At 67.7% G+C, this 17,226-nt stretch carries 13 protein-coding genes and 1 riboswitch; of the genes, 7 read left to right on the top strand and 6 right to left on the bottom strand.

The annotated features are described in order from the left end of the window. Positions 1-15: 15 nt before the first annotated feature. The gene (locus tag ACYVF6_RS13865) at positions 16-567 is read left to right on the top strand and encodes an AAA family ATPase (protein WP_460520994.1); all 552 of its coding nucleotides are present in this window, start codon (positions 16-18) and stop codon (positions 565-567) included. Here the strand turns inward: ACYVF6_RS13865 and ACYVF6_RS13860 are convergent. Further along, on the bottom strand, positions 564-1,637 hold the full coding sequence (locus ACYVF6_RS13860) for a ribonucleotide-diphosphate reductase subunit beta (protein ID WP_460520992.1): 1,074 nt from the start codon (positions 1,635-1,637) through the stop codon (positions 564-566). The two genes, ACYVF6_RS13865 and ACYVF6_RS13860, sit on opposite strands and share 4 nt — an antisense overlap. A 7-nt stretch (positions 1,638-1,644) precedes the next feature. Further along, positions 1,645-5,613, bottom strand: a complete 3,969-nt coding sequence (locus ACYVF6_RS13855) for a ribonucleoside-diphosphate reductase subunit alpha (RefSeq protein WP_460520990.1) — start codon at positions 5,611-5,613, stop codon at positions 1,645-1,647. 41 nt (positions 5,614-5,654) lie between these two features. Beyond that, positions 5,655-5,930, bottom strand: a riboswitch (cobalamin riboswitch). Between the two features lie 141 nt (positions 5,931-6,071). Between ACYVF6_RS13855 and ACYVF6_RS13850 the strand changes: the two genes are divergently transcribed. The 3 genes from ACYVF6_RS13850 to ACYVF6_RS13840 are packed head-to-tail and all read left to right on the top strand — an operon-like array spanning position 6,072 to position 9,104. Beyond that, a complete protein-coding gene (locus ACYVF6_RS13850) occupies positions 6,072-7,634 on the top strand; it encodes an ABC-F family ATP-binding cassette domain-containing protein (protein WP_460520988.1) in 1,563 nt (520 codons plus the stop codon). Positions 7,635-7,638: 4 nt separating this feature from the next. Next, positions 7,639-8,559: a helix-turn-helix domain-containing protein gene (locus tag ACYVF6_RS13845; protein ID WP_460520986.1), complete on the top strand. Its 921-nt coding sequence runs from the start codon at positions 7,639-7,641 to the stop codon at positions 8,557-8,559. After that, entirely contained in the window at positions 8,556-9,104 is a 549-nt protein-coding gene (locus tag ACYVF6_RS13840; protein WP_460520984.1) for an MOSC domain-containing protein, read from the top strand. Before ACYVF6_RS13845 ends, ACYVF6_RS13840 begins: the two co-directional genes overlap by 4 nt. Here ACYVF6_RS13840 and ACYVF6_RS13835 read toward each other — a convergent pair. Then, entirely contained in the window at positions 9,098-10,174 is a 1,077-nt protein-coding gene (locus ACYVF6_RS13835) for a hypothetical protein (protein ID WP_460520982.1), read from the bottom strand. The two genes, ACYVF6_RS13840 and ACYVF6_RS13835, sit on opposite strands and share 7 nt — an antisense overlap. 4 nt (positions 10,175-10,178) lie before the next feature. Further along, positions 10,179-11,459 (bottom strand): SGNH/GDSL hydrolase family protein, encoded by a 1,281-nt coding sequence (locus ACYVF6_RS13830; protein WP_460520980.1) that lies wholly within the window; start codon positions 11,457-11,459, stop codon positions 10,179-10,181. 85 nt (positions 11,460-11,544) lie between these two features. Between ACYVF6_RS13830 and ACYVF6_RS13825 the strand changes: the two genes are divergently transcribed. Further along, a complete protein-coding gene (locus ACYVF6_RS13825) occupies positions 11,545-12,069 on the top strand; it encodes a GNAT family N-acetyltransferase (RefSeq protein ID WP_460520978.1) in 525 nt (174 codons plus the stop codon). Between the two features lie 21 nt (positions 12,070-12,090). Here the strand turns inward: ACYVF6_RS13825 and ACYVF6_RS13820 are convergent, their stop codons facing one another. Then, positions 12,091-12,831, bottom strand: coding sequence for a nucleotidyltransferase domain-containing protein (locus tag ACYVF6_RS13820; RefSeq protein WP_460520976.1), 741 nt, complete (start codon positions 12,829-12,831; stop codon positions 12,091-12,093). A gap of 11 nt (positions 12,832-12,842) precedes the next feature. Next, a complete protein-coding gene (locus ACYVF6_RS13815) occupies positions 12,843-13,691 on the bottom strand; it encodes an SMP-30/gluconolactonase/LRE family protein (RefSeq protein WP_460520974.1) in 849 nt (282 codons plus the stop codon). An 82-nt stretch (positions 13,692-13,773) separates the two neighbouring features. Here ACYVF6_RS13815 and ACYVF6_RS13810 point away from each other — a divergent pair, with 82 nt between their 5' ends. Together ACYVF6_RS13810 and ACYVF6_RS13805 are read left to right on the top strand one after the other, a co-directional pair. Further along, positions 13,774-14,388, top strand: a complete 615-nt coding sequence (locus ACYVF6_RS13810) for a hypothetical protein (RefSeq protein WP_460520972.1) — start codon at positions 13,774-13,776, stop codon at positions 14,386-14,388. 233 nt (positions 14,389-14,621) lie between these two features. Continuing rightward, on the top strand, positions 14,622-16,997 hold the full coding sequence (locus tag ACYVF6_RS13805) for a peroxidase family protein (protein ID WP_460520970.1): 2,376 nt from the start codon (positions 14,622-14,624) through the stop codon (positions 16,995-16,997). The last annotated feature ends 229 nt before the right edge of the window (positions 16,998-17,226 follow it).

Here is a 17,226-nt window from a genome sequence, read left to right as displayed (position 1 = left end):
GTAAGGAAGATCGCCATGAGGTATGTGCTGACCGGCACGCCCGGCTCGGGCAAGACCGCACTGCTGAGGTACCTGGAGCACGAGGGGTTCCCAGTCGTCGAAGAGGCGGCGACGGCGACGATCGCCCTGCGGCACGCGCTCGGCGAGATCGAGCCGTGGCGTTCACCGTTGTTCGTCGAGGAGATCCTCGCCCTGCAACAGCAGCGCCAACGCACCGCCGGGGCAACCGGGCTCACGCAGTTCTACGACCGCTCGCCGATCTGCACGTACGCGCTCGCGGTCCATCTCGGCTATCCGATCCCCGCCGCGCTGGCGGCCGAGATCGAACGGCTCGAGACGAAGCGGTTCTACGCCCGCGAGGTCTTCTTCGTCCGCAATCTCGGCTACGTCGAGCCGACAGCCGCCCGGCGGATCAGTTTCGAGGACTCGTTGACGTTCGAGCGCACCCACGAGGACGTCTACCGGGAGTTCGGCTACGAGCTCGTCGACGTCCCGCCCGCCGGCCTGCCGGACCGCGCCGCCGTGATCCTGGACCGGATCAACGGCGACGCGGGGCAGACGCGTTAGTCCCAGGACAGCGCGCCGCCGGACTGGTATTCGATCACGCGGGTCTCGAAGAAGTTCTTCTCCTTCTTCAGATCCATCATCTCCGACATCCACGGGAACGGATTCTCGGCGGCCGGGAAGACCGGCTCGAGCCCGAGCTGCGCGCATCGCCGGTTGGTGATGACGTGCATGTACTGCTCGCAGAGCTCGGAGTTGAGCCCGAGGATCCCACGTGGCATGGTGTCGCGGCCGTAGGCGACCTCCAGCTCACACGCCTCGGCCAGCATCGTGCGCACCTCGGCCTGGAACGACTCGCTCCAAAGCTGCGGGTTCTCCAGCTTGATCTGGTTGATCGTGTCGATGCCGAAGTTGAGGTGGATCGACTCGTCGCGCAGGATGTATTGGTACTGCTCGGCGATCCCGACCATCTTGTTGCGCCGCCCGAGCGACAGGATCTGCGCGAAGCCGGTGTAGAACCACATGCCCTCGAAGATGACGTAGAACGCCACCAGGTCACGCAGGAACGCCTGGTCGGCCTCCGGCGTGCCGGTGCGGAACGACGGGTCCTCCAGGTGCTGGGTGTATTCGAGCGCCCACGCCGCCTTGTCGGTGATCGAGGGAACCTCGCGGTACATGTTGAACAGCTCGCCCTCGTCGAGGCCGAGGCTCTCGCAGATGTACTCGAACGTGTGCGTGTGCACGGCTTCCTCGAACGCCTGCCGCAGGAGATACTGCCGGCACTCGGGGTTGGTGAGGTGCCGGTAGACCGCCAGCACGATGTTGTTGGCGACCAGCGACTCCGACGTCGCGAAGAAGCCGAGGTTGCGCTTCAGCATCAGCCGTTCGTCGGCGGTCAGGCCGTCGGGTGACTTCCAGAGCGCGATGTCGGCCTGCATCGAGACCTCGGTCGGCATCCAGTGGTTGTTGCAGCCCGCGAGGTATTTCTCCCAGGCCCAGCGGTATTTCAACGGCAGCAGCTGGTTGACGTCGGCACGGGCGTTGATCATCGCCTTGTCGTCGACGGAAACCCGCGAGGCGTTGCGGTCGATCTCGCCGAGGCCGGTGGTGTCGTTCATGAAAGCTGTCTCCAATCGGCCTTTACTGGCAGGCTTCGCATTCGGGGTCGTCGATCGAGCACACGGCGCCCTCGACGATCTGGGGTTCGGGCGTGGGCTCGGCAGCGACCACCGCCACCGGCGAGACGGCGTTGAGCTTGCCGTCGGTGCCGCGCAGCGTGCTCTTCTCCACGTGCGTCGCCGAGGACGAACGGAGGTAGTAAGTGGTCTTCAAGCCGCTGCGCCACGCCAACCGGTAGAGCTCGTCGAGCTTGCGGCCGCTCGGTGCCGCGACGTAGAGGTTGAGCGACTGCGCCTGGTCGATCCACTTCTGCCGCCGGGAGGCAGCCTGGATGAGCCACGCCGGCTCGACCTCGAACGCCGTGGCGTACAACGCCTTCAGATCGGCGGGAATCCGGTCGATCGGGCCGAGCGCACCGTCGAAGTATTTCAGGTCGCTCACCATCACCTCGTCCCACAGGCCGCGCTGCTTCAGGTCACGCACGAGGTAGGGGTTGATGACGGTGAAGTCACCCGACATGTTGGACTTCACATAAAGGTTGCGGTAGAGCGGCTCGATCGACTGCCCGACGCCACAGATGTTGGAGATCGTGGCCGTCGGCGCGATCGCCATCACGTTGGAGTTGCGCATGCCGGCCGTGAGCACCCGCTCGCGCAGCCCGTCCCAGTCGAGCCGCGTGGTGGTGTCCATCGTGAGGTCACCGCCGCGGGCCGCGCCGACCAGGCTGATCGAGTCGATCGGCAGCACGCCGTTGCTCCAAAGCGATCCCTCGAAGCTGTCGTACGGCCCACGCTCCGCCGCCAGCTCCGACGATGCGGCGATCGCGTGGTAGCTGATCGCCTCCATGCTGGCATCGGCGAACTCGACCGCTGCCTCGGACGACAAGGGGATCCGCAACTTGAACAACGCGTCCTGGAAGCCCATCAGCCCGAGCCCGACCGGCCGGTGCCGCAGGTTGGACCGCCGCGCCTCCGGAATGGTGTAGAAGTTGATGTCGATCACGTTGTCGAGCATCCGCAGCGCGGTGTTGATCGTGCGGCCCAGCTGCTCCTGGTCGAGCCCGTCCGGCCCGACGTGGTTGGCGAGGTTGACCGAACCCAGGTTGCAGACCGCGACTTCCTCGATGTCGGTGTTGAGCGTGATCTCCGTGCACAGGTTGGACGAGTGCACGACACCGATGTGCTGCTGCGGCGACCGCAGGTTGCACGGGTCCTTGAACGTGATCCACGGGTGCCCGGTCTCGAACAGCATCGTCAGCATCCGGCGCCACAACTCGACAGCACGCACGCGCCGGAAGACCCGGATCTCGCCGCGGTCGGCCATCGCCTCGTAGTCGGCGTAGCGCTCGGCGAAGGCCGTGCCGTAGAGGTCGTGCAGGTCGGAGGTCTCGTCGGGCGAGAACAACGTCCACTGCGCGTCGGCCTCGACGCGCTGCAGGAAGAGGTCGGGCACCCAGTTGGCGGTGTTCATGTCGTGGGTGCGCCGCCGGTCGTCGCCGGTGTTCTTGCGCAGGTCGAGGAACTCCTCGACGTCGATGTGCCAGGTCTCGAGGTAGGCGCAGGCGGCACCCTTGCGGCGGCCGCCGTTGTGTGCGAGTCCGGCCACCGTCATATATGACTCGTCACCCTCGACCTCGAGGTCGAACACGGTTGGTGTGAGAGCGAAGTCGTGCACGTCACGGATCCGTGAGAAGACCATCCCGGCGTGTTCAAGCCAGTTGCGTTTGTGGATGGGTTTGGCGCCGACCAGTTCGGCGATGCCGGGAACGGCCGGGACCCGGATGTCGAACGCCTTTGTGAGCCCTCGGAACGTTACCTCGGATCCATCCGACCGATAACCCACATGGCTCGTGTCTCGCTCGCGATACTGCCCAGCGGTCGGTATGCCCAGACGCAGGAGTTGGTAGCGGATGCCCGCCGCCAAGGTCTTCGAGGTGGTGGTGAAGTAGATCTCAACTCCGCGGGACACGCCTCCGTCGGTCTCGAGCAATCCATGGACCAGCGCACGGGTCTGTTCAGGCGGAAGGTGCGCGAGACGACGAGAGATGTGTTTGTTGTGCTCATCGTCGTAGAGGTCGGTGTAGCCGAACGGAAGGGTTGGCTCGTTCGGTCCGGTGATGCGGCCCGTCGCCGGGTCCTTCAGTACGCCTCGCCCGGAGGCCCACCTGATGGTCGCGTAGCTGTCGTCGCGGCTCGCCTCCCAGAAGTGGATGCCGCGATCGGTGAGATAGGCACGGACGAACGACAGGTGAGTGTCACGTTGCGGGTTTCCGCACACGCCCCACTCGAGCCCGTCCTTCGAGAGATGGCCGTCGCCCAGCAAGATCCCGTAGAGCCGCGCGTCCTCGACACTTAGTCCAGGGACCAGGACGACCTCCCTGGGCACGACCTGTGCGATGTAGTCACCCTTGCAGAGCTTCCCGGCCTCCACCCAGTCTGGTCGAACCTTGCTCTTCGCCAGCCATTCGTACGTGCGCTCGCAATCCTGTTCCATGGGAACGCCTTGGATCGCGTAGAACGGATGGCCAGCCGTGACCCTGACCGGCTCGATCGAGTGTTCGACGTTGATCTCGACCATCGGGTCGACTTGCTCGTAGACGAACGTCTGGGTTACCTGGCGGTAGTTCCCGCTGATTCCAAGGACGAGGTCACCGATCTCGACGGCTTGGATCTCTTTGACGCCGTCAGCGGTGTAGACCTGCGTCTCAGGCGCGAAGCACTGATTGACGGCTACGGCAGTGTCGTTGGCGACCTTCAGGAACGGCACGAGACCCTGCGACTTGCCGTTGGTGCCCTTGATGTGGGCGCCCATGCCGCGGACGGGGGTCCAGTCGTTGCCGAGACCACCGGAGTATTTCGCCAGCAGCGCGTTGTTCTTGATGCTCTGGAAGATGCCGTCGAGATCGTCGCTCACGGTGGTGAGGAAGCAGGACGACAGCTGCGGGCGGGTGGTGCCGGCGTTGAACAGCGTCGGCGTGGACGCCATGAAGTCGAACGACGACAGCAGCCGGTAGAACTCGATCGCGCGAGCTTCGCGGTCGCCCTCGCGCATGGCAAGGCCCATCGCCACCCGCATGAAGAACGCCTGCGGCAGCTCGAAGCGAACGCCGTCGGAGTGCAGGAAGTAGCGGTCGTAGAGCGTCTGCAGCCCGAGGAACTGGAACGCGAGATCGCGCTCGGGCAGCAACGCCGCACCGATCCGGTCGAGATCGAACGTGGCGAGCTCCGGGTCGAGCAGCTCGACCTCGATCGCGCGGTGGACGTAAGCCTGGAAGTAGTCGGCGTAGCGCTGCGTCATCTGCTGCTGCGTCGCCTCGTCGGGCGCGCCGGCGAGGAACGTCAACGCCTCCCTGCGCAGCTTGTCGAGCAGCAGCCGGGCCGACAGCAGGCTGTAGTCGGGGTCGGTCTCGACGAACGTGCGCGCGGCCATCACCTGCGCGAGCTCGAGCTCGGCGAGGCTGATGCCGTCGTAGAGGTTGCGCTGGATCTCGGCCAGCACGGTGCCGGCGGCGGCGCCGGCCAGCCCTTCGCAGGCCTCGTCGACGACCCGCCGCAGTCGGGCGGAGTCGAGTGGCGCCAGCTCGCCGCCGGCGCCCTTGACCCGGATCACGGGCTCCTGGACCGGCGCGGCGGACGACTCGGCAGCGGCGCGTTGGCGCTCGCGTTCGCGGGCGTGCTCGTCGCGATAGAGCACATAGGCCCGGGCGACCCTGTGGTGCTCGCCGCGCATCAGCGCGAGCTCGACCTGATCCTGGATGTCTTCGATGTGGAGGGTGCGAGCGTGCCGGGTGAGCGAGCCGGTGACCTGCTCGGTCAGCTCGGCGACGGTCTGATGGATCCGGGCGGAGGTCTCCGCCGAGTCGCCCTCGACGGCCAGGAAGGCCTTGGTCAGGGCGACGGAGATCTTGCTGGGATCGAACGGTGAAGTGGAGCCGTCACGGCGTAGGACGGCATGCTGAGTCCCAGAAAATGACACAGATGATGTGGACACGTGCTCTCTCCTCGCGAGCTCAAGCGTGTGGGACGCACACGGGCGCGTGCGTACCGAGGGCAGGTCTTCGGACTCGCGAGCACACTCGGCCTGGCCTGGCTGAGCCACCTAGTTGCCGTCGCTTCCCAGACGTGCGTCCACATCCAGTGCTCGACCCTCTGCTCTCGTCGCAGCCTCGCGCGCGGCTACGTCGATAGCAGACAGTGACGGCGTTCGTTCTCGCTCACCGCTGCGGGGGCAGTCCCGGAATCCCACCGGGTTCCCTCTTGCCTCGTCCGGCCTGGCAGGCCGGACGAACCATCGGCGAGAAGAGACACTACATCTGGGCACCGACATTCCGATGGACCCCTAGATGGCGTGTCTCTTCAGATGTTTCGGGGTATCCGGGCCGTAATTCGCTTGCACCGGTCGTGGCGAGCTGGTCGGCTATTCGTGGCGACCTGGGAGGAGTACGCAACGTGAGCTTCGTGCGGCTGGCAGGCATCGACAAACGGTTCGGCCGTCGTCCGGTGCTGCGGGAGGTCTTCCTGCGGCTGTCGGCGGGCGACAAGGTGGGTCTGATCGGGAAGAACGGGGCCGGCAAGACCACGGTGCTCAACCTGATCCTCGGCCGCGAGCAGCCGGATGCCGGCACGGTCGACATCACACAGGGCGTCACGATCGGGTACTTCTCGCAGTTCTCCGAGCTGGACGGCCAGGAGACGATCGAGGAGATCCTTTCGGCGTTGTTCGCCGATATCAAGGCGATCGAGGACGAGCTCGACGACGTGGCCCGCGCGCTCGAACGTTCGGCCGACGATGCGCTGCTGCACAGGCAAGCCGCCCTGCTGGAGCGGATGGACGCCGTTGACGGCTGGACGTACCAGAACCGGATCGACACCGTGCTGAGCGAGCTCGGCTTCCACGACGTGCACCGCAAGCTGCCGGTCGCGCAGCTGTCCGGCGGCTGGCGCAACCGCGCCGCGCTGGCCAGGATCCTGCTGCAGCAACCGGACGTCCTGCTGATGGACGAGCCGACCAACTACCTCGACCTCACCGGTCTGCGCTGGCTGGAACAGTGGTTCCAGCAGTTTCGTGGCGCGTTGCTGGTCGTGTCGCACGACCGGCACTTCCTCGACATGGTCGTCAACCGTGTGATCGAGGTCGAGAACTTCCACCTGCAGGAGTACGACGGTGGCTACTCCGAGTACGTCCGCAAGAAGCAGTTGCGGCTGAAGACGCTCGAGCGGCAGTTCGCCCACGAGGAAGAGCTGCTGGTCTACGAGCAGGAGGCGCTCACCGAACGGAAGCTTTCCCGCCGGCTGGCCAACATCAAGAAGAGCGTGACGCCACGCCCGGTCGACCGGATCGTCACCGGCATCTACCAGAACCTCAAAGTGCCGGGCGATCTGTGCTGGGTGGAGGGCATCGGCAAGGGGTACGGCGGCGACCCGCTCTTCGAGGACGTGAGTTTCTCCGTGCATCGCGGCGACAGGATCGCGATCGTCGGGCCCAACGGCTCGGGCAAGACGACGTTGCTCGACGTCCTCACCGGCCAGGAGACACCCGACACCGGCCGGATCGTCTGGAGCAAGGGCGCGAGGTTCGCGTACTACAACCAGGTGCTGGCCGAGCTCGATCCCGACGACACGGTGAGCCACTCGGTGAACGCGCTGCCGCCCGACAGCCTGGCCTATGCCGCTCCGCGCAAGCAGGTCAACCGTTTCCTCGGGCTGTTCCGGTTCTCCGAGATGGACTTGCAGCAGAAGCTCGGCACGCTGTCGGGCGGCCAGCAGGCCAGAGTCGCGCTGGCGCAGTGCCTGCTGTCCGGCGCGTCCGTGATCATCCTGGACGAGCCGACCAACCACCTCGACATCACGAGCACGCAGGTGATGGAGCGTGCGCTGCTGCACTTCCCGGGCGCGGTGATCCTGGTCAGCCACGACCGTTTCTTCATCGAGAGCACGGCGCTGCGGACGCTGGCGTTCGGGCGGGACGGCAAAATCGATCAAACGGGGCTCGGCGCCCAGGGCACACAATGACGTCATGACCGAGACAGCCGACGTGCTCAGCGCCTTCGTCGACCTTCTGGCCGACGTGCTCGACGACCCCTGCGTGACTGGGGCCGAGCTGGCGCGGCGGCTGCACCTGTCGCGCTTCCATGCCGACCGGGTGATCGCCTCCGCCGCCGGTGAGCCGCCGGCCCGGTTGCGGCGCCGGGTGCTGCTCGAACGGGCGGCCTATCGCCTGGCGACGAGCGACCGCACGATCCTCGACGTGGCGGTCGAGGCTGGGTACTCCTCGCACGAGGCGTTCACCCGAGCCTTCGCCCGCGCGTACGGCGAGGCGCCGGTGCAGTGGCGCCGGCATCCCGCGCGGATCGAGCTGGAAGCACCGAACGACGTGCACTTCCACCCACCCGGCGGGTTGCGCCTGCCGGCCCGCCGAAAGGTGACCTCCATGGACCTCGTGGTCAGGATCGTCGAGCACAACGTGTGGCTGATCGACCAGATGCTCTCGCGCGCCGCAGGGTTGAGCGACTCGCAACTCGGTGAGCCGATCTCGCTGTCGGTCGAAGGCGTCGACGACGACCCGACGCTGCGTTCACTGCTGTCCCGCTTGGTCGGTCAGCTCGACATGTGGACGGCGATGATGGCCGGCCAGGCATACGACTTCGCTGTGGAGCAAGGCGAAAGTGTCTCCTCGATGCGGCAGCGGCTGGCCGGGGTCGGGCCGCGGTTCGTGGCCGAGGTGCGCCGGGCCTGCGAGGAGTCGCGGCTGGAGGACATGGTGCTGTGTCCGGGCGCCACGCCGGAGGAGACGGGCGTCTACACCTACGGCGGGATGATCGCGCACGTGATCACCTACGCCGCGCACCGGCGGACGCTGGTGGCCGGCGCCCTGCACGACGCGGGCGTCCGCGATCTCGACGAGGATCCGATCCACTGGATCGCCGAGCCCGCATGAGCGCGCGGCTGCTGGCCGTCAATGTCGTACACGAGGTCGTGCGCGGTCCGTCCCGCTACACAGCGATCGACAAGCGGCCGGTCGACGGGCCGGTCGAGGTCGGTCGGCTCGGACTGGCCGGGGACAAGCAGTGCAGCAAGCAGCACGGGGGAGTGGACAAGGCGCTGTACGCGTTCGCGAGCGAAGACCTGGAGTGGTGGACGGCCGAACTGGGGCGGGAGATCGGACCCGGGCGGTTCGGCGAGAACCTCACGACGAGCGGGCTGGACGTCAACGGCGCTCGGATCGGTGAGCGCTGGCGGATCGGCCGGGACGTGGTGGTCGAGGTGCGGATGCCGTGCGACTCGTGTGCGAACCTGGCGTTCGGGATGGGCATCCCGAAGTTCCACCGGCGGTTCCTGGCGGCCGGCCGGCCGGGAGCGTACCTCGCGGTGGTGTCCGGCGGCAGGATCCGGGCGGGCGACCCGATCCGGGTGGTGTTCCGGCCGGAGAACGGCAGGACGGTGGCCGAGGTGGGCGGCGTCGCCGACGTGGCCGCTCAGTAACGGTCGTCCTGCTGGCCGTAGTAGGGCTGCTGCTGCGGTTGCCGCCCGTACTGCGGCGGCTGTTGGTACTGGCCGGGATACGGCTGCTGCTGGCCTGGATAAGGCTGGGGCTGCGGTGGGTACTGCTGCTGCGGATACTGCGGTTGTCCGTATCCCTGAGCCTGCTGGTAGGGCTGCGGCTGGTACGGCGGCGGGCCCGCCTCGTAGTCGTCGTAGTCCGGGCCGTAGGCCGGGTCCTCCCGCTCGCCGCGGCGGCTCGTCACCGCCGACAGGACGAAGCCGCCGACGATCGCCAGGGCACATGCCACCAGCAGCCAGAGCAGGTCAGCGCGGAGCGAGCCCACGAACGCGTCGCCGAGTGCGAGGATGAACGGCTGCGTCTGCGAGTCGCCGAAGGCCGCGGCCACCGAGGCTCCTGCGAGCGTGAGGACCAGCACTCCGATCAGCGCCGGGATCCCGATGCCGAAGCCCGCCGCGACCAGCGACCGGCCACGACGCGCCGAGACCGCGACCGCCGCCGCCAGCAGTCCGATCGCGACCCAGGGGAGGATCGAGGCCAGCTGCTGGATCTGCTGGATGGTCTCTCGCGCCTGCCCGACGGCCGGGTCGTCGACCAGCACGATCTTGCCCGCCGAGGCCGGCAGCTCGGGAAGGCTTACGTTGTAGGGCTTCAGCTTCTCCTCGACCGGGCCGCGCAGCTCGCCTGCCAGCTGGTTGACGTCGACCGCGACCTGGTTGCCGGTGCCGTTGACCACGGCGTCGCGGGCGGTGACGTTCGCCTGCACCCACAGGTCGGTGGCCTCCGGGGTGTTCATGACGGTCGCGACCTGGGTCTTGACCACGGCCTGCGCCTGTGGCGGGAGCTTCTGGCCGGTCTTGTCCTCGGCGGTCTCCAGCAGGAGATCGGCGAGTGCCGACTGGAGCTCGGGGTTCTTGACCAGCGGCCGGATCGTGTCGGCGTAGTTGTCGGAGTGGATCTGCTGGTCCGCCCACCGCACTGGCACGGCGGCCAGTGCGGTGACACAGCCGAGGAACAACAACAAACCAGAGATCAGACCTCGCAGGCGCATTGGGCTAGCCTGCCAGGTTCACCCCTTGCTTCGTAAGGGCTGAATGTCCCAAGATCGACAAATCCACCGAATCCGCCATCGCCTTGGTTCCGCCGTCGCCGGGATGCAGGTGGTCGCCGCTGTCGTACGCGGGATTCAGGGCCAGCGGATCGCCGGTGTCGGCTGTCGCTTTGTTGAAGTCGACTACGCCGTCGAGGCTGTGGGTCGTACGGATCCATTCGTTCAGCTCGTCGGCGGTCTGCTGGCGTTGCTCGGTCCACAGGAACGAGCCCTTGAACGGGGTCAGCGTGGCGCCGTAGATCTTCAGGCCGTGGGCGTGGGTGCGTCGTGCGACCTCGCGGTAGCCCGCGATCAGCTGCTCTGATGTGGCGTCGAATCCGATGTCGTTGATGCCGATCAGCATGATCACGGCTGTCGCACCGGTCTGGTCGAACACGTCGCGGTCGAGGCGCTTGAGGACCGGAACGCCCCAGTACGCGCCGTCCTCGCGGCGGGCGAGCAGGCGGTTGCCGCCGAGGCCGGCGTTGACGACCGACAGCTTCGGGCCGTGGGGCTGTTCGTTCAGCCGTCGCGCGAGGTAGTCGGGCCAACGGTGGTTGGCGTTTCCGGTCGTCGCGGACGTGTCGGTGATGGAGTCCCCGAGCGCGACGACCGTGCCGCGGGCCTGCGTGGACAGGACGTCGACGCCGTCGGCGAGCAGCCAGCACGGAAGATCGGTGTAGCCGCTGCCGGTGCTCTGCCTCGTCCGGTCGCCGGTGGCGATGAAGTTGCCCTGCGCGGTGAAGGGATGCCCGGTGACGGGACCGGTCGGGCCGGGTGCGTACACGCTGACCAGCAGCGTGCTGAGCGGCTGGACGTCCAGGCGGACGGGATCGCTGAAGCGTTCCTCGCCGGGGCGGAGTGTCGTACTGGTCCGGCCGTGGAACGTCAGGCGGCGAACGGATCCGGGGACGGCCTCGGCGTTCTCGGCCTGGATCGCGACGCCGGCCGAGCCGATCCGCAGCGGAGTGGTGCCGAAGGTGTTGGTGAGCCGCACGCGTACCCGGCTGCCTCCGGCGCTGACGAACAGGACGTTGCGTACGGTCTGGTCGGTGAGGCCGGTCCCGCCTGGACAGGTCGGCATCCAGGGAATCTCCGAGCCGACGACCGGGCTCGCGGACCAGGCGCCGACCCAGCGCGGGTGGGTGCCGCCGGCCGATGCCGGCACCGGTGCGCTGGTCACGGCGAACAGGCCGGCGGCCAGCGCCAGCCCGAGGACAGGCTTACGCCAAAGGGACTTCCGCATCGCGTAGCTCCCTGCTTCCTGTGGTGGAACGGTGGGGGAGTACGCCCGGCCGCAGGTAGGGTAGCGGGATTGCTAGGGTCCGCCAATGGAGTCCGCCGGGCATCGGTCAGTCGCCATCACCGACTACCTCTCCGACCCCGAGCCGGATGCCGTGCTCGGCTTCCTCGCCGAGTGGGTCACCGAAGACGCGGACGCTGCCCGTCACCACGTCGCCGATCACGACACGGGCGAAGGCACGACGCTGGTCGCGCGGCTCGACGGAGTGGTCGTGGGGTTGGTGACGGTGCGCTGGACCTCGCGCAACCCGTCGTTCGCGGAGCAGGGCATTCCCCTCGTACACCAGCTCGCGGTCGCTCCTTCGTTCCGGCGGCTGGGTGTGGCGACAGCGCTCCTGGAGGCGGCCGAACAGCTCGCAGCGGCGCGCGGTCGCAGCCGGGTCGGCATCACCGTCGGCCTGTTCGACGAGTACGGCCCGGCCCAGCGGCTCTACGCCAAACGCGGCTACCTGCCCGACGGGCGTGGCGCGTGCACAGGCCAGGTGCCGCTCCGCCTGGGCGACACGGTCGAGGTCGGCCACGATCTGATCCTGTGGCTCACCAAGGACCTCTGACGCCGGCGCGGATGACGGTGCCTAGACGATCATCGCTTCGAGCGGGCCGCGCAGACGGGCGGCGAGCTCGGCGTCGGCGTGGGCTGTTTCGGCGAGCAGCGCTTGTGCGATGGCGGCGAACGCGCGGCGGAGCGACACGTCGTCCAGGGAGCCGGTCAGGGTCGCGGTCAGCGGGTCGGTGACCTCCCGCGGCAGGGCGTCGACCCCGCGGCCTTCGTGGGATGGGAGGCCGTGGCGCAGGCAGGCCAGGCCGATCACCTGGTTGCGCATGCCGCTCAACATGTACTCCGCCTGCCAGCGCCTGCCACGTGCGATCGAGGAGCGGGCGTGCAGTGCGTAGAGCCAGCCCGTGCCGACCAGTTGGGCGGCAGCAGGAGGCCGCGCCGCTGGGCGTTCGTTCGCGGCGCCGAACAGCAGCCGGAACGTCGGCCCGGTCGCTCCGAAGTCGTCCGGCGGCCAGAACGCCACGTCCACCTGCAGCGTGCTGGCCAGCAGGAAGACCCGGAACACCGTCCTGCCGGACAGCACGTCGAGGTGATGGACGGCGGAGTGCTCCCGGTACATCCGTTCCGTCCACGCCGCGAGCGCCGGCTCGAGGTCGCCGGCGTCGGCGAGGCGGAACGCCAGGTCGATGTCCGACCAGGCGTCCTCGCGGCCGGCCGCCGCGGATCCGGTCAGGGCGGCGGCGGTGATCCGAGGGTCGGTACGGGCGGCGGCGACCAGCGAGTCGCGCAGTTGCTCGCGTTCGGCTGCTGTGAACACGACCGCCGATCCTACGGTCGGCCGGCTCCAGGAGCAGGCGCCGGAACGGTGAGGACCTTCCCGGTACGCGGTCCGGTGACCAGCCGCTGCAGGTTGTCACCGATGCTGTCCGTGGCCCGCCAGTCCGCCGTGAGTACGAACAGTATCTGCCGGTCCGGGCCGCCCAGCATCAGCGCGAACGGGGTGTGGCCGTCCGGCAACTCGATCCGGTCGAGGATCCGGCCGCCTTCGGCGACACGGACACACGCGTTCGCGCCCATGCCGGGCGACGTCCAGATCGCGCCCTCTGCGTCCAGGCAGATGCCGTCCGGACCGATCCCGTCGGCCCAGACCCGGCGGTTGAGCAAGCCGCCGTCCGCGGCGATGTCGAACGCCGTCAGCCGTCCGGCGAACGACTCGGCGATCACCAGCGTCCGGTTGTCGGGCGTGACGACCATGCCGTTCGGGAACTGGATGTCGCCGGCCACCTCGCGTACCTCACCAGTCGGCGTGACGAGCTTGATGTATCCGGGCTTGGGCGTCTCACCGCCGGCGAAGTCGAAGTCGGCGCCGTTGACGTAGATGTTCCCGCGCCCGTCCACGACGATCTCGTTGCCACCGGCCGGGCCGGCGTGGGTGACCATGGTGCCGTCGGGTTCCTGCCGCGACAGCTCGCGGCCGGTCACCAGCATCCGCCCGTCGGGCAGCCAGTCGATCGAGTGTCCCATCGAGGTCGGTCCGGCGGCGACGACCTCGGCCTTGCCGTCCAGGCCGACAGCTACGATTTCCTGAACGATCCAGTTGCAGAACCACAGCCGGCCGTCGTGCCAGCGGGGCGACTCCGGAATGCCGAGCCCACTCAGCAGAACCTCTGGTTTCACGGCACGTTCCTTTCAGGTATCAGCGCTTCTCACCACCTACACGATCGGCATCGCGCCGGATCGACACTTCGAGAGGAACCACATGACTTTCAGGGACTGGAGCGTCTGGCGGGACGGCGTGTTCGGCGATCCGTACCTCGTCTGGCACGACGGGCCCGATTTTCACTACCTGGCGATGACCGCTCACGACGACCTCGACCAGGTCTCGACGATGCTTGCCCTGGGCATCAAGGAGCGGGATCCGCTGGCCGCGCAGTCGATCGCGGCGCTGGCCGGTGCCGGGATCACCATCGACGGTGCCGAGGCGCTGCTGCGGTCCGCCGTTCCGACCGCGGGAGGGACGTTCCTGGTACGCCTGGCCGAGGCGCTGCGTGCCGTGACCGGCGACCAGGCCTGGAGCGGCCCGATCGTCTCGGTGCTGACGTCGTCGCGGGACGCGGACTGGTATCCGCGCCTGGACGCGGCGAGGGCTCTGGCCGGGTTCAGGCCGACGTCCGACCTCGTTCAGGCGCTTGGTCACGGCGTGTGTGACCCGGAGTATCTCGTGCGTTACCACTCGGCGAACACCCTGCTGCGGTACGCCGGACGGGCCGGGCAGATCTCCGACCACAAGGAGCTGTTCGGGCTCATCACGTCCGACAGCGATCGGGACTCGTGGCAGTCGGCGGCGGTGCGGCTGACTGCTGCTGTGGGTTAAGCGGCGGCCGGCTGGTTCGATCGGCGTTCGACACGCTTGGGTTCGTGAGTGGGCGAACCGCAGGCGAGACCGGCCGTCGTTGTCGGGACGAATCCGCTCAAGTCCGCCCAACCCAAGGGGGTCCTAGGGGATTTTGGCCCTGGTAGGCCTTCGGCTGTAACCCCTATGTTGACGGACTGTTGGACTTCGGACCAAGGGGGGCGTTTCTTTCACCGACCCTTTTGGTGGTAGATATGCCCAGCAGTCCGAAACGTCGGGGACGTCACAAGGGCCCGCGGAAGCGATCGCTGGCCCTGACGTTCGCCGTACTGCTTCTCCTTTCCGGTTCGGCAACGGCCGGGGGTACCGGCCTCAGCAACGCCGATCCGGCAGACCTGGCAGGTCAGGACACCGGGACAACGCAGTCCCGACACAACGGCCGGCCAGGTGCACCGGGCGGACGCCCGGGCCAGCTGATCGAGGTGCAGAGCCTCGACGGCCGTGGGAACAACGTGCGGCATCCCGAATGGGGGGCGACCGGCACGCCGTACTCACGGGTGGCCCGACCCAACTACGCCGACGGCATCGCCGAACAGGTCGCCGGGCCGGACACCCGTTACGTGAGCAACCGCCTGTTCAACGACATCGACCAGAACGTCTTCTCCGAACGAGGCGTCACACAGTGGGGCTTCACCTGGGGACAGTTCATCGACCACACGATCGGCCTGCGGCAGGAGTCCACAGAGAAGGCGCCGATCGCGTTCGACAACAACGACCCGCTGGAGAAGTTCACCAACACGCTGGGCGGGATCGCGTTCACCCGTTCGGCCGCGGCTCCTGGCACGGGCGTGACCACGCCGCGCCAGCAGGTCAACACCGTCAACTCCTACGTCGACGCGGAGGCGGTCTACGGCGCGACCGGCCAACGGCTGGAGTGGCTGCGGGAGGGCCCTGTCGACGGTGACCTCAGCAACAACGGCGCGCACCTGTTGCTGCCCGAGAACTACTTGCCGAGAAGGGATTCTCGCGACGACGCGCAGACAGCACCGCAGATGGCGCTCGACGGCCGGCTGCTCGGCCAGCCCGGCCGCGCGACGGTCGCCGGTGACACCCGGGCCAACGAGAACATCGCGCTCACCGCGACGCAGACGTTGTTCGCGCGCGAGCACAACCGGATCGTCGACCTGTTGCCGGACTCGCTGACGGAGGAACAGAAGTTCCAGATCGCTCGCCGGGTCGTGATCGCGGAGCAGCAGTACATCACCTATACGGAGTTCCTGCCGGCGATGGGCGTACAGCTGCCTCGGTATCGCGGGTACAACCCGAACGTCAACGCGAACCTCTCCAACGAGTTCGCGACCGTCGGGTATCGCGGGCACAGCCAGATCCACGGCGAGCTCGAGGCGGAGGCGGATGCCGGCCGTTACTCCGACGACACTGTGGAGGCCCTGGAGAAGCAGGGAGTCGAGGTCGAGACCAGCGAAGACGGCGAAGACGTCGAGCTGACCGTGCCGCTGAACGTCGCGTTCTTCAACCCGGACCTGGTCAACGCGATCGAGCTCGGCCCGCTGCTGCAGGGGATCGGGTCGGAGTCGGAGTACCAGAACGACGAGCAGATCGACAACCAGCTGCGTAGCGTGCTGTTCCAGGTGCCGGTCTCGGGTAACCCCGGCTGCCTGGACGGGCCGAGCCTGCCCGAGTGCTTCCAGGGCGTTGTCGACCTCGGCGCGATCGACGTCGAACGCGGCCGCGACCACGGCATGCCGTCGTACAACGACCTGCGCAGGGCGTACGGGCTCTCACCGAAGCGCTCGTTCACCGCCGTGACGGGCGAGGCGACGGACCGTTTCCCGTCCGACCCGGAGCTGCGGGCCGGCGGCGAGATCGACGACCCGTCCAGCCTGGACAACCTGCTCCTGATGGATGTCAACGGCGAGTCGATCCCGCCGGACAGCGACGAAGCAGCCACGTCGGTGATCCACACGCAGCGACGTACCACGCTTGCCGCCCGCCTGAAGGCGATGTACGGCTCGGTCGACAAGCTGGACGCGTTCGTCGGCATGGTGGCCGAGCGGCATCGCGGCCCCAGCGACCTCGGCGAGCTGCAGCGGGCGATCTGGACGCGGCAGTTCGGTGCCCTGCGGGACGGGGACCGGTTCTACTACGAGAACGACCCTGGGCTGCGGCTGATCCGGTCTCGGTACGGGATCGACTTCCGCAACAACCTCGGCGACGTGATCGCGTCGAACACCGACATTCCGCGCGACGAGCTGGCGCCGGACGTGTTCTTCGTACATGGGGACGAACCGCTGAGCGGGTGCCGGGTGAGCTATCGCGCGGTCAACCAGGCAAACGGCGACTTCCGCGCCACGATCGCGATCACCAACACCAGTAACTACACCGTGGACCGTTGGACGCTGCGATTCACGTACGGGAGTGGCCAGGTGATCAGCACGGTGGAGGGAGCGGAGGTCGTGCAGGGCAGGTTGGTCGCGTTGTCGAACGGCGAGAACAACGGACGCCTGAGACCGGGCCGAACTGTGCGAGTCGGTGTGGTGGCGAGCGCGAAAGGGGGCAATCCACCACCGAAACGGTTCTCGCTCAACATGACGCGCTGCTCACAAGGTTAGGGAGGATCTGTCTCCGGTGCCGGCCACCGTGCCCACGGCAGGGGCCCGGCTGGCACCGGGTACCGGGTACGGGGAATCGTTTTGGGCAGCGATGCTTGAGACCTGTGGATCGGCGTGTGGTCCGGCGGACTGGTTCTCGAGCAGGCCGCCGTTGACACCCCGGACGGCCGGTGCACAACGACCCAACTGTGAGGTTCGTCAACGTCTGGTACCTGCGCGAGGTTGACGG

It is taken from the genome of Flindersiella endophytica (assembly GCF_054779015.1).
Note: the sequence above shows the minus strand (reverse complement) of the source record. Positions and strands in the feature narration are given on the sequence as shown.

What these genes read in the sequence shown, in the direction of transcription:
- ACYVF6_RS13865 (WP_460520994.1), top strand. Translation starts at nt 16, where the DNA reads ATGAGGTATGTGCTGACCGGCACGCCCGGCTCGGGCAAGACCGCACTG.
- ACYVF6_RS13845 (WP_460520986.1), top strand. Translation starts at nt 7,639, where the DNA reads ATGACCGAGACAGCCGACGTGCTCAGCGCCTTCGTCGACCTTCTGGCC.
- ACYVF6_RS13840 (WP_460520984.1), top strand. Translation starts at nt 8,556, where the DNA reads ATGAGCGCGCGGCTGCTGGCCGTCAATGTCGTACACGAGGTCGTGCGC.
- ACYVF6_RS13835 (WP_460520982.1), bottom strand. Translation starts at nt 10,174, where the DNA reads ATGCGCCTGCGAGGTCTGATCTCTGGTTTGTTGTTGTTCCTCGGCTGT.
- ACYVF6_RS13830 (WP_460520980.1), bottom strand. Translation starts at nt 11,459, where the DNA reads ATGCGGAAGTCCCTTTGGCGTAAGCCTGTCCTCGGGCTGGCGCTGGCC.
- ACYVF6_RS13825 (WP_460520978.1), top strand. Translation starts at nt 11,545, where the DNA reads ATGGAGTCCGCCGGGCATCGGTCAGTCGCCATCACCGACTACCTCTCC.
- ACYVF6_RS13810 (WP_460520972.1), top strand. Translation starts at nt 13,774, where the DNA reads ATGACTTTCAGGGACTGGAGCGTCTGGCGGGACGGCGTGTTCGGCGAT.
- ACYVF6_RS13805 (WP_460520970.1), top strand. Translation starts at nt 14,622, where the DNA reads ATGCCCAGCAGTCCGAAACGTCGGGGACGTCACAAGGGCCCGCGGAAG.